This window comes from Lysobacter spongiicola DSM 21749 (assembly GCF_900167055.1).
GTDB classification, from domain to species: Bacteria; Pseudomonadota; Gammaproteobacteria; order Xanthomonadales; family Xanthomonadaceae; genus Novilysobacter; species Novilysobacter spongiicola.
This window is the reverse complement of the sequence record NZ_FUXP01000003.1, coordinates 159421-173271: the sequence shown is the minus strand read 5'-3', so window position 1 is coordinate 173271 and position 13851 is coordinate 159421. Positions and strand designations below refer to the sequence as shown.

The following is a 13851-nucleotide window of genomic DNA, read 5'->3' as shown; positions in this document are numbered from 1 at the left end:
CATGAGAATCGTATTCGCCGGAACCCCGGAATTCGCCGTGCCCTCGCTGCGCGCGGCCGCCATGCGTGGCGAGATCGTCGCCGTCTACACCCAGCCCGACCGGCCCGCCGGCCGCGGGCGCGGTCTCGCGCCCTCACCGGTCAAGCGGGAAGCGCTGAAGCAGGGCTTCGAGGTGCGCCAGCCGGAGAACTTCCGCTCCCGGGAGGCCCGCGAAGCACTGGCGGCGCTCGAACCGGACGTGATGGTGGTGGTGGCCTACGGCTTGATCCTGCCGCAGTCGGTGCTCGACATTCCGGCGCATGGCTGCTGGAACGTGCACGCCTCGTTGCTGCCGCGTTGGCGCGGCGCGGCGCCGGTGCAGCGCGCGATCCAGGCCGGCGACCGCGAGACGGGCGTGTGCCTGATGCAGATGGAAAAGGGCCTGGACACCGGCCCGGTGCTGCTGTCGCAGTCGATCCCGATCGCCGTGCACGAGACCGGCGGCCAGCTGCACGACCGCCTGGCCGACCTTGGCGCGCAGGTGCTCGCCGACGGCCTCGGGCTGTTGAGGGCGGGCATCCTGCCGGTGGCCAAGCCGCAGCCGGATGACGGCGTTACCTACGCGCACAAGCTCGACAAGGCGGAGGCGGCGCTGGACTGGTCGCGCCCCGCGCCCGAGCTGGCCAACAAGGTTCGCGCGTTCAATCCCTGGCCGATCGCCGAGGCGACGCTCGCCGGTGAACGGGTGCGGGTGCACGGGGCCATCGCGGTGGATGCAGTGGCCGGCAGCACGCCCGGCACCATCCTCGCCACGGGGCGGGAGGGCATCGACGTGGCGTGTGGCGAGGGTGCCCTGCGTATCCGTGTGCTGCAGCGTGCCGGTGGCCGCGCCATCACTGCTGCCGATTATCTCAACGGGCGGCGCGAGCTCCTGGCCGCTCCGTGAAGCACGCAAGGCCTGTTCGCACCTCCCCCGGCGCCGCGCCCCGCGTGGTCGCGGCACGGGTGCTGGATGCCGTGCTGCATGAGGGCCGGTCGCTCAAGGCCGAACTCGCGGCATCCCTGGGCGATCTGTCCGACTCGCGCGACCGCGCTCTGGTGGAGGCGATCTGCTACGCCGTACTCCGGCAGCCGGTACGTTACGACGCGGCGTTGGCAAGCTGGTTGCCCCGGCCGCTGGGCCGGCGCGACCGGCAGCTGAGGGCGCTGCTGATGGCCGGCTTCGCCCAGATCGATCCGCTCGGATTGGCTCCGCACGCCGCCGTGGCGGCAACCGTCGAGGCCACCCGGGTGCTGGGACGTTCGCACCAGGCCGGGCTGGTGAACGCGCTGCTGCGTCGGGCGTTGCGGGACGGGCTGCCGGCAGGGGAAGCGCACGCGCAGTGGCCCGGCTGGCTGAAGTCGCGCATTGCCGACGACTGGCCTGCCGACGCGTCCGCGATCATGTCCGCCAGTGAACTGGCGCCCCCGCTCTGGCTGCGGGTGAACCGTACCCGGGCGGGGCGGGACGCGTACCTCCAGCGCCTCGCCGACGCCGGGCTCGCGGCCGAACCGTTCGATGGCCTTCCGGATGCGGCGCGGTTGGCGTCGGGTGTGCCGGTGGCGCAATTGCCGGGGTTCGCCGAGGGCGATGCATCGGTGCAGGATGGCGCCGCCCAGCTCGTCGCCGATGCGCTTGGGCCGCCTCCCGGAATTCGCCTGCTCGATGCCTGCTCGGCGCCGGGCGGCAAGGCGGCCCACCTGCTCGAGCGCGACCCTTCGCTGCGGCTGGCCGCGATCGACATCGATCCGGCGCGGCTCCAGCAGGTACGGCAGACCTTGGAACGGCTGGGGCTGAGGGACCGCGCCAGTTTGCTCGCCGCCGACGCGGCCGATGTCGACAGCTGGTGGGACGGCGAGCCTTTCGATGCCGTGCTGCTGGACGCGCCATGCTCGGCCACCGGCATCATCCGGCGGCAGCCCGACGTCCTGCTGCACCGCCGCGACTCGGACGTGGCCGCGCTGTGCGTCCTGCAGGCGCGCCTGCTCGACGCCCTGTGGAAGACCATTGCGCCTGGCGGCGTACTCCTCTATTCCACGTGTTCGATCCTGAAGGCGGAGAACCAGGGACAGGTCGAAGCCTTCCTCGCCCGCACCCCTGGCGCAACGGCGGAGCCGCTGGATGAACGTTTCGGACGGACGGCAGGCCCGGGCCGACAGCGCCTGCCGGGCGAAGACGGGATGGATGGCTTCTTCTACGCGCGCCTGTCGAAGGTGTAGCGGGTGAAGCCAGGGCGCGTGCGCCAGTGGCGGCTCCTCTACGGCTGCGTGTAACTTCCCGTGCAGGGGAAGCTTTTTTCAACGGGGAAGGAATGACCTCATGAAGACCGTGGTGACGTTTGGCACCTTCGACGTCCTGCACGTCGGGCACCTGCATCTGCTCGAGCGTGCTGCCCGGTTGGGTGACCGGCTGGTCGTCGGGGTTTCGACCGATGCGCTCAACCAGGAAAAGAAGGCGCGCTCGGCTGTCTATCCCGAACACGAGCGACTGGAGCTGATCCGCGCGTTGCGGTGCGTGGACGACACATTCTTCGAGCACTCGCTGGAGAAGAAGGCCGACTACGTACGCGAGTGCGGTGCCAGCATCCTGGTGATGGGCGATGACTGGAAAGGCCGGTTCGACAACCTGTCGTCGCTCTGCGACGTGGTCTATCTGCCGCGCACGCCCTCGATTTCGACCACGGGCGTGCTAGAGAAGATACGCGGCTGACGGTCCGGGCGGAGGCAGGGATGATCAAGGAACTGCGGCAGCTCATCGCGCTCTACGCACGTTGGCGTCCAAACCGGGAGCAAGCCCTGCTCCTGCCGATCCAGACCCTGGTGACGGCACGACACCTGCTTCCCTTGGCAAAACTGGCTGCCGCACGCTCCATCCCAGTGCGGTTTGCGCTGGCGCCTTCGGTGCGTCGGCCGGAGGTGCGGGAGCGCATCCGCGAAATGTTTGCTCCCTTCGCGGAGGAGGTCGGTTCGATCCGCGCGCATGCCAAACGGTGGTCGTTGGTGGTGGTTGCCGACCACGGCCACTTCCACAGCCTCCTGCCGAGCGGCTGCCCCGTTGTGCACATCGGCCACGGTAGCCCGTCGAAGCTGGGCGGCAGGCGGCGCCCGAACCTGCCTTGGGAGTACGGGCACGCGCCGCGCCGGCGCAACGGGCAATTGCGATACCGCGAGATGATCGAGTCGAGCGACCCACTGCGGTTGGCGCTGCAGCAGAGCGATCCGGTGGCGGCAGGACGGATCCGGGTGCTGGGGCGGCTGATCGACGACGAGATGATGCGAGCGGCAGTCGATCGGGAGCGCATCCGCCAGGAACTCCGGATCGGGACTGGAAAGCCTGTGCTGATGGTGGCCAGTTCGATCGGCCCGCGCTCGCTGTTCTCCTGCCACTGGGACCCGTTGTGCGAGCAGTTGGAGGCCCTAGTCGACCGATACCAGGTGGTGCTGTGTCCGCACCCCAATGAGGACGCTCGCTGGCGACCCCGCCACCGGCCCGGGTCCCGGGTGCGGCTGCTCGAGCCGGAGTTCTGCGCTGAACGGGTGGTCGCGGCGTCAGACGTGATCCTGTGCGACTACACGTCGCTGTGCCACAAGGCGGCATTGCTGGACGTGCCGATGGTATTCGCGGAGTGCGAACCGATGCCGGTATGGCCGCTGGGCGCGACTGCACAGTTGTACGGCATCTGGCCGCGCTGGAATGGCCGGGAATCCGTTGCGGTCAGGCTGGATGAGGCGGAAGCCCTGCGGGGGCGTGTCGGTGGGCGTATCTGCAAGGATTGGGTCAACAGCGAGCCGGGCCGGGCGGCCGAGCTGTACTCGGAATGGCTGAGTGGCTACTTTCCGGAGTCCACCCTGGAACCCCCACGCGAGACTGCGACGGCCCCGCCCTACTGATCTGGGCCTTCCCCGGTCCTCGTGGCCAGTTCCCGCTGCAGCAGCCACAGCCTGATGGTCTTCTGTCGCGCCGTGTCGCTGGTCACGTACGCGTAGACGAGCCCGGCCCAGCCATCGAGGAAGCCACCGCGGAACAGGTAGCCGCGCCAGAAGCGCCAGGCCGGTGCCAGGATCAGCTTCGAAAGACTGGCGCGCTTGCCACGGGCGTGGGCGTATTCGGCCATCATCTGTGCGTACTGGCGGCCCTTTGCGAGCTGGTGTTCGAACGAGCGGAACGGCCAGTGCAGCAGGTCCCCATCGAGCGTGGCCACCGCACCGTCCACCGTTGCGGTCTCGTGGATCTCGCGCTCGCCGCGCCAGCCGCCGCGGCGCCGGTCGAACAGCCGGAGCTTGCGGTCCGGATAGGCGTTGCCGTGGCGCAGGAAGCGCCCGAAATATTCCGAGCTGCGCGCGAAGCGATAGCCGGCGGCGCGATCGAAGCCGCGCTGCTGTTCTGCCCTGATCGACGCCTGCAGCTCGGGGCTCAGTGCCTCGTCGGCGTCCAGGCTGAGGATCCAGTCGTGGCTGGCCTGTTCGACCGCGAACTGCTTCTGGCTGCGGAAGCCGTCGAACGGGCGCTCGACCACCCGGGCGCCTGCTGCGCTCGCGAGCTCGCGGGTGCCGTCGGTGGAGCCGGAGTCGACCACGACGATCTCGTCGCAGAAGGCCAGCGAGGCCAGGCAGCGGCCGATGCGGTCGGCCTCGTTGAAGCTGATGATCGTCGCCGAGAGCTTGGGCAGCGGACCTGGGGTGCGTGCGTCGGCGGGGGCTGGCATGTCGGCCGGGGCCTGCGGTGCAAGGGTCGACAGGTTAACCTTGCCGCCACTGCCACAACAGGTCCCGGCCCTTGTCCAATCCCGCCGCCAGCGTCGTCTTCACCACCTACAACCAGCCGGACTGGCTGGAGAAGGTGCTGATCGGTTTCGGCGCCCAGGACCGCACCGATTTCGAGATCCTGGTGGCCGACGATGGCAGTCGGGACGACACCCGTGAACGCATCGATGCCCTGCGTGGCCAGCTGCCGGTCCCGGTGCGGCACCTGTGGCAGCCCGACGACGGGTTCCGCAAGTGCGAGGCGATGAACAACGCCATCAGCGAGGCGGCCGCCGACTATCTCCTGTTCACCGATGGCGACTGCATTCCCCGTGCCGATTTCGTCTCCACCCATCTGCGGTTGCGCGAGCCCGGCCGGTTCCTGTCGGGCGGTTACCACAAGCTGCCGATGGCGACGAGCAAGGCGATCACCGCCGACGACATCCGCAGCCAGCGCTGCTTCGATGCCGCGTGGCTGCGCGCGCACGGCATGCCCCGATCGCATCGCGACGTGAAGCTGACGGCCGGACCGGTGCTGCGGCGGATGCTCGACACCCTGAGCCCGGCGCGGGCGAGCTGGAACGGGCACAACGCGTCGGGCTGGAAGAAGGACATGCTGGCCATCAACGGCTTCGACGAGCGCATGCGTTATGGCGGGCAGGACCGCGAGTTCGGCGAGCGCCTCGAGAACGCCGGCATCCGCGGCAAGCGCATCCGCTACCGCGCCATCGTGGTCCACCTGGACCACAAGCGCGGCTACGCCACCGAAGAGAGCATCGCCTTCAACCGCGCCCTGCGTGCCGAGACGCGCTCCAGCAGGCGCACCTGGACCGACGCGGGGATCCGCAAACCCGCGGAAGCGCCTGGCGAAACCGCGACCGGCGCCTGAAAGACGTCACCAGCGCAGTGGTCGCCGGGCCAGTTCCCGGGTCAGTGCCTCGTGCAGCTCGCGCGCCTGTGCCAGCGGAAGGAAACGGATCCGCAACGGCGGCGACATCGCACCCGCGCCGGCAGTATCCAGCCACACGGTGGCGGTGCCGCAACGGCGATCCACGGGCGACTGCACCAGTTGGGTCGCCTGCAGCTTGTCGATCTCGGCGAACCGCCAGTGCCGGTCCAGCCAGCCTTCGCGAACCGCCACCAGCTCCGGCCCCAGTGACCAGCCCGCGCGCAGCGCCCGTTGCCTCGCCTTGAACGCCGCCCATGGCAGCCAGGCCAGCAGGAGCAGGCCCCAGGCACCGAAACGCCAGGTCAGCACCGCCGTGCCGATGGCCACCCACGGCAGCGTTGGCAACCACAGCCGCCACCAGCTCGCGGCAGGCAGCGGGTGCCACTCCAGGCGATCCCAGCGCGCCTTCGGAAGCAGGTGGTCCACCAGTCCGGCGCATGTGTCCGGTGTCGCGATTGGCGCGACTTCCCGCAGGGTGCGCTGCTGGCCGCCCTGTTCGGACACGGCGGTATCGATCTCCAGCGAGCGGCGCCCGAGCAAGCGGTGCAGCAGGCCTTCGCGCAGCGTCCAGGCCTGGATGCGCCGGCGCGAGACGCTGGTACGCCAGCGGCCCAGCAGTCCGCGCTCCACCGTCAGCCGGCGGCCGTGCTCGGTCAGGCGGAAGCCGTGGTACTGCAGCAGGGCCAGCGCCATCGACAGCAGCCGCAACAGCAGTACCACCAGGACCACGAAGGTGATTGCTGCCAGCACGTATTCCGTTGCCGCGAACTGGCGCTCCCCCGCCCACCCGAACAGCGTTTCGCCCCATCGCTCGAAGAGGTTGGGGATGACCCGGCGGTCGACCTGCGACACCGCGGCGAACGCGGCGCCCAGCAGCACGAGGCCGCGATTGGATACCAGGCCCAGGCGCAGCACCTCGCCCGTCGGCAGTTCGAGCAAAGCAGCGTCCGAGGTGGCCGGCGCGGCCTCCACCGCCGCCGCCCCACGCTGCCGTACCAGGGCTTCCAGTGCCAGCGCGTCCTCCAGCTTGAGCACGCGCATCTCCGCTTCCGGTTTCTGCCCGCCCGCCGACTCCAGCCGGACTTCCGCCACCCCGAAGATCCGGTGGAGCATCGACTGCTGCAGCGCCACGTTGTGGATCCGCGCGAACGGGATCACCCGCAGGCTGCGTTCAAGCAGGCCCTGTCGTACGACCAGCGCGTCGTCCGCCACGCCATAGCGGTAGGTGAAGTACTGCCAGACCGAGACCAGTGCCAGGACGCCGACACCGATCAGCGGCCACAGCGCGTTGCGATCGCCCTGCCCGAACACCAGCAGTGCGAGCAGCGGCAGGATGAACTGCTTGAGCGAGGCCAGCAGCACGAACAGCCACGACATCGGGTGCAGGCGGCGCTCGGCGTCGGCGGCGACCGGGGTGTCGCTGGCGGAGACCGCCCCGGCTGCCTCGCCGGGCTCTTGATCAGTCGTCATCGTCATCGTCGATCTGCCGCCCGAGCGTGTCGCGCAGGCGCTCGGCGTCGTCGGCGTCGAGATGGGGCACGGTCACCGCGCTGTGGCGGGTGCCGGCGGTGTGGACGATGAGCGTGGACAGGCCGCGCCGGCGCTGCAGCGGCCCGCGCTTGATGTCCAGGTGCTGGACGCGGGTCATCGGCACCCGGGTCTCGCGTTGCCACAGCCGACCCCGCCGCAGGGCGAGGCCTTGGGGATCAAGCCTCCAGGTGGTGTGGCGGTACTGCTTGAGCGCCAGCCAGAGCCCGAAGGCACCCCCGAGCAACAATCCCGCCACGGCACCGGTCCAGCGCGAATCCAGTGCGCTGGCCAGGAAGAAGCCGGTGATCGCGCCCCCCAATGCCGGCGGCGGTACCAGCCCGATCAGGAACAGCAGCCGTGACCGCGGCGGCAGCGGCTGCCAGGCGACATCGTCTGTCTCGGCGCCCGCAACGGGCGGTTCGGCGGCAGGAATCATCGACGTCCTCGATAGCAATACGGCCAATACGGATTCTTCTCGCCGCTGCCGGGCGGCCGCAGCGAGTACCGCTTGTAGGTCCACTGGTACTGGGTCGGGTCACGCCGGGCGATGCGTTCGATCGCGGCGTTCAGCGCCGCGACGCTGACGGCAGGGTCGCGGTCGGCCGCCTCCGGTGGCGCGGCCTCCAGGTGCAGCGCAAAGCGCGGCGAACGGCGGCTGTCGATGCGCTCGCAGTACCCCATCAGCACGGTGGCGCCGCTACGCGCGGCGAGGCGGCCGATGAGCGTCATCGTCAGCGCCGGCTTGCCGAAGAACGGCGCGAACTCGCCCTCGCCCAGCTTGGGTTGCTGGTCCGGCAGGATGCCCACCACGCCACCGCCGGCGGCATAGCGCAGCAATTGCCGCACGCCGGCCCCGTCGGCGCGTACCTGGGTGATGCGCGCGGCGTCTTCGTCGGCGCGTACCAGGTTGAGAAAGGCTTCCCCGACCTTCGAATCCGGTGGCGCGTACAGGATTGCCAGGGGGGTGCGCGAGGCCAGCCACTGGTTGAGCAGCTCCCAGTTGCCGTAATGCGGTGCGGCGATGATCACGCCCTTGCCGGCGGCGATGGCCTCGTCCAGCAGGTGGGCGCCATGCTGCTCGACGATCAGCGAGAGGTTCTCCTGTCGGGGCCGCGTCCACAGCCGCAGAGTTTCCAGCACCTGGAGGGTGGTGCTGCGCAGGATCGCCTGCCGCATCTGCAACCGCTGGCCGGGCAAGAGTTCGGGATAGGCGAGCTCGAGGTTGGTTTCGGTCACGCGCACCTCGCGGGTGCTCCGGCGTTCCAGCAACCCCGCCATTGCATTCGCCGCTCGCCTCAGCCACGGCCACGGTAGCCGCCCGACGATGGCGGCGAGGAGGTAGAGCGTGCGGGCAGCGAACTGGGCCATCGGGCGAGTGTAGCGACACGTGATTCGTTGGACCCGGATTGGTCGGCACCGGCGGAAGCTATGCTTGCCGCCATGCTTGCACTCATCCAGCGGGTCACCCACGCCCGCGTCAGCGTCGATGGAGAGGTGGTCGGCGCCATTGGCGCGGGGCTGCTGGCATTGGTCGGCGTCGAACCCGATGACGGGCGGCAGCAGGTGGACCGCATGGCCCGGCGACTGCTCGGCTACCGCGTCTTCGCCGACGATGCCGGGCGGATGAATCTCGGCCTGTCCGACGCCGGCGGGCAACTGCTGCTGGTCAGCCAGTTCACCCTCGCCGCGGACACTCGCAGCGGCATGCGCCCGGGCTTCTCCACCGCCGCGCCGCCGGGGCAGGCTGAACCGATATTCAATGATCTGGTGGCGATCTGCCGCCAATTGCACCCGCCGGGGGTGGAAATGGGCCGTTTCGGTGCCCATATGGTGGTGGACCTGGCCAACGACGGCCCGGTGACCTTCCTGCTGCGGGCCTGAGCGCCCCTGCCACCGACCGTCCTTCAGGTGCTGGAGCCCGGCCGCTGGTATAATAGAAGGTTCCTTTCACCCCAACCCGTGGTGGCAAAGCCGTATGGCCAACGAACGTCAGGCCCCCCAGTCCGACATCAAGCAACTGATCAGCAAGGGCCTGGAGCAGGGCTACCTGACCTATGCCGAGGTGAACGACCATCTCCCGGACGACATCGTCGACCCGGAGCAGATCGAAGACATCATCGGCATGATCAACGGCATGGGTATCGAGGTGCACGAAGTCGCGCCCGACGCCGAGACCCTGCTGCTGGCCGGCCAGTCCGGCAGTGGCCGCGATGTCGATGATACCGCCGCTGAAGAAGCCGCCGCAGCCCTGACCGGGCTCGACGCCGAGGGTGGCCGCACCACCGACCCGGTGCGCATGTACATGCGCGAGATGGGTACGGTCGAGCTGCTGACCCGCGAGGGCGAGATCGCGATCGCCAAGCGCATCGAGGAGGGCCTGGCACAGGTCCAGGCCTCGCTCGCGCTGTTCCCGGGCACCATCGAGCTCGTGCTGCAGGACTACGAGCTGCACAAGGCGGGCAAGAAGCGCCTGGCCGAGCTGCTGGTCGGCTTCCTGGACGATCTCGAGGACGATGTCCCGGTCCCCGCCGCGCCGCCGGTGAAGGACGAGAAGGAAGACAAAGACGACGACGCCGACAGCGACGACGACAGCGACGACGATGACGACGACAGCACCGCCGACGAAGGCCCGACCGGCCCCGACCCGGCCGAGGTCGAGGCGCGCTTCGAGAACCTGACCTCGCTGTTCGCCAAGTTCGAGAAGGCCTACGCCAAGCACGGCCCGAGCCACAAGTCGGTGGTCAAGCTGCGCGAGGACATGGCGGAGATCTTCGTCACCCTCAAGCTGCCGCTGCCGCTGACCGACACCCTGGTGCGCAACCTGCGCGGCACCGTGGCCGAAGTGAAGCGCCACGAGCGCCGCATCCTGGAGCTCGCCACCCGCGTCGCCAAGATGCCGCGCAAGGACTTCATCCGCTCCTGGGACGGCAACCAGACCAACGTCGAGTGGGTCGACGAGCTGCTCAAGCGCAAGCAGAAGTGGGCTTCCGGCCTGCGTGACGTCAAGGACCAGATCATCGCCGAGCAGGAGGCCACCCTGGCCACTGAGCAGGCCATGCGCGTGACCCTGGGCGACCTGAAGGAAATCAGCCGGGCGATGGCGTACGGCGAGGCGAAGGCGCGCAAGGCCAAGAAGGAAATGGTCGAGGCCAACCTGCGCCTGGTGATCTCGATCGCCAAGAAGTACACCAATCGTGGCCTGCAGTTCCTGGACCTGATCCAGGAAGGCAACATCGGCCTGATGAAGGCGGTCGACAAGTTCGAGCACCGCCGCGGCTTCAAGTTCTCGACCTACGCCACCTGGTGGATCCGCCAGGCGATCACCCGCTCGATCGCCGACCAGGCACGCACCATCCGTATCCCGGTGCACATGATCGAGACGATCAACAAGCTCAACCGCATCTCCCGCCAGATGCTCCAGCAGTACGGCCGCGAGGCCACGCCGGAAGAGCTGGCGAAAGAGATGGACATGCCCGAGGACAAGATCCGCAAGGTCATGAAGATCGCCAAGGAGCCCATCTCGATGGAGACTCCGATTGGCGACGACGAGGACTCGCACCTGGGCGACTTCATCGAGGACACCAACGTGATGTCCCCGGTCGAGGCCACCACCGACATCAACCTGTCGGAAACGGTCCGCGACGTGCTCGCCGGCCTGACCCCGCGGGAAGCCAAGGTGCTGCGCATGCGCTTCGGCATCGACATGAACACCGACCACACCCTCGAGGAAGTCGGCAAGCAGTTCGATGTCACCCGCGAGCGCATACGCCAGATAGAGGCCAAGGCGTTGCGTAAGCTGCGCCACCCGAGCCGCTCCGAGCAGCTCAGGAGCTTCCTGGACATCGAGTAAGATCGGGCACCTGCCCGCATTCGAAGCCCCGCCCAGTGCGGGGCTTCGTCGTTTGCGGGATACAATCGCATCCCCGCATGCGGGCCTATAGCTCAATGGTTAGAGCAGAGGACTCATAATCCTTTGGTTCCAGGTTCGAGTCCTGGTGGGCCCACCACGGTTCTTGGGCCGAGCGGCTGCAGCAGTAGCCAGAACGGGCATGGCGGCGACGGGTGGACGTCACTCCGACCCGCTGCCGAAACGCACCCATAACAGTCCGATGACGCGGCGCTAATGCGCGCCGCCGGACTCTCGGCCGCGCAGGGGAAACCGGAAGTGTCGCCGCCGTCCGGGAGTCCGGCCGGCGGCCATCACATGGAGAGCTGAGTCATGAAACAGCGGTTTCGCAGTGTCAGGTTCCTCGCCCTGGGTTGTCTCATGGCCCTTGGTGGGTGGGCCATGAATTCCAGTGCGGAAGTCAACGCGATCCCCTCGAGTTCGGTGGTCTATTACGACGACAGCGGCAACGTGGTCGGCGTCCGCATGTGGGGATGTGGAGACCCCGGCTGGGGTGAAACCACCACGCGCTCGCGCTACTACCCCGGCTGCATCATGTAACCGACGAAGTCGTGGAGCGATACACACGGCCCGGCTTCTGCCGGGTCGTCTTGTTGAAGGCGGGTACAAAGGCCGATCCACGGTTTCCCACGTGCCGGTTCCGGGTCAGTATCGTCAAGCCACATCGGCAGGCTCGAGCGGCAACACCAGCTCAGCCACCAGCCCCACCGGATCGCGGGGTGACAACCTGAGCGACCCGCCGAAGCGCTGCGCGATCGCTTCCACCAGGGCCAGGCCAAGTCCGCTGCCGCCCTGGGCGGTGTTGCCGCGCCAGAAGCGATGGGTCGCGGACCCTATTTCGCTCGGATCCAGGCCGGGGCCTTGATCCAATACGCGGAAGATCACGCCACCTGCCACCGTGCCGACTTCCAGCTCCACCCGGCACGCGGCGGGGGAGTAGCGCAGCGCGTTGTCGACCAGGTTGCGCAAGGCGACGACCGCCAGTTCGGGGGGCACCGCCAGGACGCGGTCCGCGGGTGCGACGGTCACGGCGAGTCTTTCGGGCGCGTCGTTGCGGGCGAGGGTGATCGCGCGCTCCACCACGGTGGCCGCGGTGATGCCCGACCCTTCATCGAACGATGCCCGTCCCTCAACCCGTGCCAGCATCAACAACTGGTCCAGGGTGTTGCGCATCCGCGTGGTACCCGTTGCGGCATCGGCCAGTGCCTGCCGCGCCGGCCCCGTCGCCGACAACCGGGCGACCTGCAGGTGGGTGTCGATCACGGTCAGGGGCGTACGCAATTCGTGGGCGGCGTCGTTGGTGAAATTGCGCTCCCGCGCGATGGTCCGGGCCACCCTGTCGAGCAAGCCGTTCAATGCGCCGATCAGCGGCTGGAGCTCGGTTGGCAGGCGCCCGCCGTCGATCGGCTCGGTGGCATCGGGATCGCGCCGGGCCAGGGTTCGCTGCAGCGTCGACAGCGGCGCAAGCGCGCGCCCGGCACCGAACCAGAGCGCGAGCAGGCCGCCGACGGCTGCAATGACGAAAGGTACCCCGGCGGCGAGCGCGACGCGCGTCCTCAGCGCTGCCCGTTCGTCGAGCCGGTCGGCGGTGGTGATGTCGAAACCTTCCGTGCGCAGGGTATAGGTGCGCCATTGCTGGTCGCCCACGCGCGTGGTGCGGTAACCCGGAACACTCGCGAGCAACGGGGCCTGTCCGCTGCCGCGCGTGGTGGCGATCACCTCGCCGCGCAACGAACGGATCTGGCAGGCCATGCCCCGGCTGCCGGGGACCGTCAGCGATCCCTGTGCGGAAATGACCGGTGCACCATCCACGCCGGACTGTGACAGCAGGCCGGCCACCATGCGCGCCGACATCGCCAGGCGCTCATCCAGGGTGTGCTGCAGGCTGCGATCGAGGTCGCGGACCATCCACAGCGCGGCGCCACTCCACAGCACCGCCAGCGCAATGCCGATCGCCAGCAGCAAGCGGACCCGCAGGCTCATGGCCGAAGCCAGCCGAGCCGGTAGCCACGCCCGCGCACGGTCTCGATGGCATCGCTGCCGAGCTTGCGGCGCAGGTTGTGCACATGGACGTTGACGGCATTGCTGCCGACCTCCTGGTCAAGCCCGTACAAGCGGTCCTTGATCTGCTCCGCGGTCAGGCAACGTCCCTCCGCCTGCATCAGGCAGGCCAGCAGCGTGGACTCACGCCTGGACAGTTCCACCGGCGCACCTTCCAGCCAGGCCCGGCCGCTGCTTGGATCGAAACGCAGCGGCCCGGCTTCGACCACGTTGGTGCTGCGGCCGCCACTGCGTCGCATCAATGCGTGCAGCCGCGCCACCAGCTCGCCCAGGTCGAACGGTTTGACCAGATAGTCGTCGGCCCCTGACTGAAGCCCGGCGATGCGGTCCTCCACCGCATCCCTGGCAGTCAGCAGCAACACCGGCACCGGATTGCCGCCCCGGCGCAGGCGTGCGAGCCAGTCCAGCCCATCACCATCGGGGAGGCCGCGATCGAGTACCACCGCGTCGCAGTCGGCATGCGCCAGGGCCAGTTCGGCGCGCGCCGCAGAGGGCACCGTGTCCGCGGTAAGGCCGTAGGCCCGCAGTCCCGAGACGATGCCCCGTGCGATGAGCTCGTCGTCTTCCACCACCAGGATGCGCATGTCTGCTCCGTGCGTGCCGGTGTGTCCGGGGAACTGGAAAGTAAAGCAAAGCCGCGCTG

At 68.8% G+C, this 13851-nt stretch carries 14 protein-coding genes and 1 tRNA gene; 9 read left to right on the top strand and 6 right to left on the bottom strand.

Annotated elements, in window-relative coordinates:
* Position 1: 1 nt before the first annotated feature.
* From fmt to B5D37_RS06555, 4 genes are all read left to right on the top strand, one after another.
* Complete coding sequence (fmt, locus tag B5D37_RS06570; protein WP_078757914.1) at positions 2-925, top strand: methionyl-tRNA formyltransferase; 924 nt, start codon at positions 2-4, stop codon at positions 923-925.
* On the top strand, positions 922-2238 hold the full coding sequence (gene rsmB, locus B5D37_RS06565) for a 16S rRNA (cytosine(967)-C(5))-methyltransferase RsmB (RefSeq protein WP_078757913.1): 1317 nt from the start codon (positions 922-924) through the stop codon (positions 2236-2238). Before fmt ends, rsmB begins: the two co-directional genes overlap by 4 nt.
* A 100-nt stretch (positions 2239-2338) precedes the next feature.
* A complete protein-coding gene (locus B5D37_RS06560) occupies positions 2339-2728 on the top strand; it encodes an FAD synthase family protein (RefSeq protein ID WP_078757912.1) in 390 nt (129 codons plus the stop codon).
* 20 nt (positions 2729-2748) lie between these two features.
* A complete protein-coding gene (locus B5D37_RS06555; RefSeq protein WP_078757911.1) occupies positions 2749-3909 on the top strand; it encodes a CDP-glycerol glycerophosphotransferase family protein in 1161 nt (386 codons plus the stop codon).
* On the opposite strand, the gene B5D37_RS06550 is transcribed toward B5D37_RS06555, so the two are convergent.
* The gene (locus B5D37_RS06550) at positions 3903-4724 is read right to left on the bottom strand and encodes a glycosyltransferase family 2 protein (protein ID WP_143814179.1); all 822 of its coding nucleotides are present in this window, start codon (positions 4722-4724) and stop codon (positions 3903-3905) included. The two genes, B5D37_RS06555 and B5D37_RS06550, sit on opposite strands and share 7 nt — an antisense overlap.
* A gap of 71 nt (positions 4725-4795) precedes the next feature.
* On the opposite strand from B5D37_RS06550, the gene B5D37_RS06545 reads away from it, so the two are divergent.
* On the top strand, positions 4796-5650 hold the full coding sequence (locus tag B5D37_RS06545) for a glycosyltransferase family 2 protein (RefSeq protein WP_078757910.1): 855 nt from the start codon (positions 4796-4798) through the stop codon (positions 5648-5650).
* Positions 5651-5656: 6 nt separating this feature from the next.
* Here the strand turns inward: B5D37_RS06545 and B5D37_RS06540 are convergent, their stop codons facing one another.
* The 3 genes from B5D37_RS06540 to B5D37_RS06530 all read right to left on the bottom strand — a co-directional run bounded on the left by B5D37_RS06540 (position 5657) and on the right by B5D37_RS06530 (position 8608).
* Positions 5657-7087: a PH domain-containing protein gene (locus tag B5D37_RS06540; protein WP_234987737.1), complete on the bottom strand. Its 1431-nt coding sequence runs from the start codon at positions 7085-7087 to the stop codon at positions 5657-5659.
* Positions 7088-7169: 82 nt separating this feature from the next.
* Positions 7170-7676 (bottom strand): PH domain-containing protein, encoded by a 507-nt coding sequence (locus tag B5D37_RS06535; RefSeq protein WP_078757908.1) that lies wholly within the window; start codon positions 7674-7676, stop codon positions 7170-7172.
* Positions 7673-8608, bottom strand: coding sequence for a lauroyl acyltransferase (locus tag B5D37_RS06530; RefSeq protein ID WP_078757907.1), 936 nt, complete (start codon positions 8606-8608; stop codon positions 7673-7675). The genes B5D37_RS06535 and B5D37_RS06530 overlap by 4 nt, the downstream gene beginning before the upstream one ends.
* 72 nt (positions 8609-8680) lie before the next feature.
* On the opposite strand from B5D37_RS06530, the gene dtd reads away from it, so the two are divergent.
* The 4 genes from dtd to B5D37_RS14800 all read left to right on the top strand — a co-directional run bounded on the left by dtd (position 8681) and on the right by B5D37_RS14800 (position 11687).
* Positions 8681-9121 carry a D-aminoacyl-tRNA deacylase gene (gene dtd, locus B5D37_RS06525; RefSeq protein WP_078757975.1) on the top strand — a complete coding sequence of 147 codons (441 nt, stop codon included), beginning with the start codon at positions 8681-8683 and terminating at the stop codon, positions 9119-9121.
* A 94-nt stretch (positions 9122-9215) separates the two neighbouring features.
* A complete protein-coding gene (rpoD, locus tag B5D37_RS06520) occupies positions 9216-11090 on the top strand; it encodes an RNA polymerase sigma factor RpoD (RefSeq protein WP_078757906.1) in 1875 nt (624 codons plus the stop codon).
* A gap of 81 nt (positions 11091-11171) precedes the next feature.
* Positions 11172-11247: transfer RNA gene (locus B5D37_RS06515), tRNA-Ile, on the top strand.
* Positions 11248-11528: 281 nt separating this feature from the next.
* Entirely contained in the window at positions 11529-11687 is a 159-nt protein-coding gene (locus B5D37_RS14800) for a DUF6289 family protein (RefSeq protein WP_159447353.1), read from the top strand.
* Between the two features lie 114 nt (positions 11688-11801).
* Here B5D37_RS14800 and B5D37_RS06510 read toward each other — a convergent pair whose 3' ends face one another.
* Both B5D37_RS06510 and B5D37_RS06505 read right to left on the bottom strand, forming a co-directional pair.
* Positions 11802-13130, bottom strand: coding sequence for an ATP-binding protein (locus tag B5D37_RS06510; protein ID WP_078757905.1), 1329 nt, complete (start codon positions 13128-13130; stop codon positions 11802-11804).
* A complete protein-coding gene (locus B5D37_RS06505) occupies positions 13127-13792 on the bottom strand; it encodes a response regulator (RefSeq protein WP_078757904.1) in 666 nt (221 codons plus the stop codon). Before B5D37_RS06505 ends, B5D37_RS06510 begins: the two co-directional genes overlap by 4 nt.
* Between the last annotated feature and the right edge of the window lie 59 nt (positions 13793-13851).

Bases quoted from the DNA above. Each gene is read 5' to 3' on its own strand.
- B5D37_RS06505 (WP_078757904.1), bottom strand. From the start codon at position 13,792: ATGCGCATCCTGGTGGTGGAAGACGACGAGCTCATCGCACGGGGCATC.
- B5D37_RS06535 (WP_078757908.1), bottom strand. From the start codon at position 7,676: ATGATTCCTGCCGCCGAACCGCCCGTTGCGGGCGCCGAGACAGACGAT.
- B5D37_RS06550 (WP_143814179.1), bottom strand. From the start codon at position 4,724: ATGCCAGCCCCCGCCGACGCACGCACCCCAGGTCCGCTGCCCAAGCTC.
- B5D37_RS06540 (WP_234987737.1), bottom strand. From the start codon at position 7,087: ATGTCGTGGCTGTTCGTGCTGCTGGCCTCGCTCAAGCAGTTCATCCTG.
- fmt (WP_078757914.1), top strand. From the start codon at position 2: ATGAGAATCGTATTCGCCGGAACCCCGGAATTCGCCGTGCCCTCGCTG.
- dtd (WP_078757975.1), top strand. From the start codon at position 8,681: ATGCTTGCACTCATCCAGCGGGTCACCCACGCCCGCGTCAGCGTCGAT.
- B5D37_RS06560 (WP_078757912.1), top strand. From the start codon at position 2,339: ATGAAGACCGTGGTGACGTTTGGCACCTTCGACGTCCTGCACGTCGGG.
- B5D37_RS06530 (WP_078757907.1), bottom strand. From the start codon at position 8,608: ATGGCCCAGTTCGCTGCCCGCACGCTCTACCTCCTCGCCGCCATCGTC.
- rpoD (WP_078757906.1), top strand. From the start codon at position 9,216: ATGGCCAACGAACGTCAGGCCCCCCAGTCCGACATCAAGCAACTGATC.
- B5D37_RS06510 (WP_078757905.1), bottom strand. From the start codon at position 13,130: ATGAGCCTGCGGGTCCGCTTGCTGCTGGCGATCGGCATTGCGCTGGCG.
- B5D37_RS14800 (WP_159447353.1), top strand. From the start codon at position 11,529: ATGAATTCCAGTGCGGAAGTCAACGCGATCCCCTCGAGTTCGGTGGTC.
- B5D37_RS06555 (WP_078757911.1), top strand. From the start codon at position 2,749: ATGATCAAGGAACTGCGGCAGCTCATCGCGCTCTACGCACGTTGGCGT.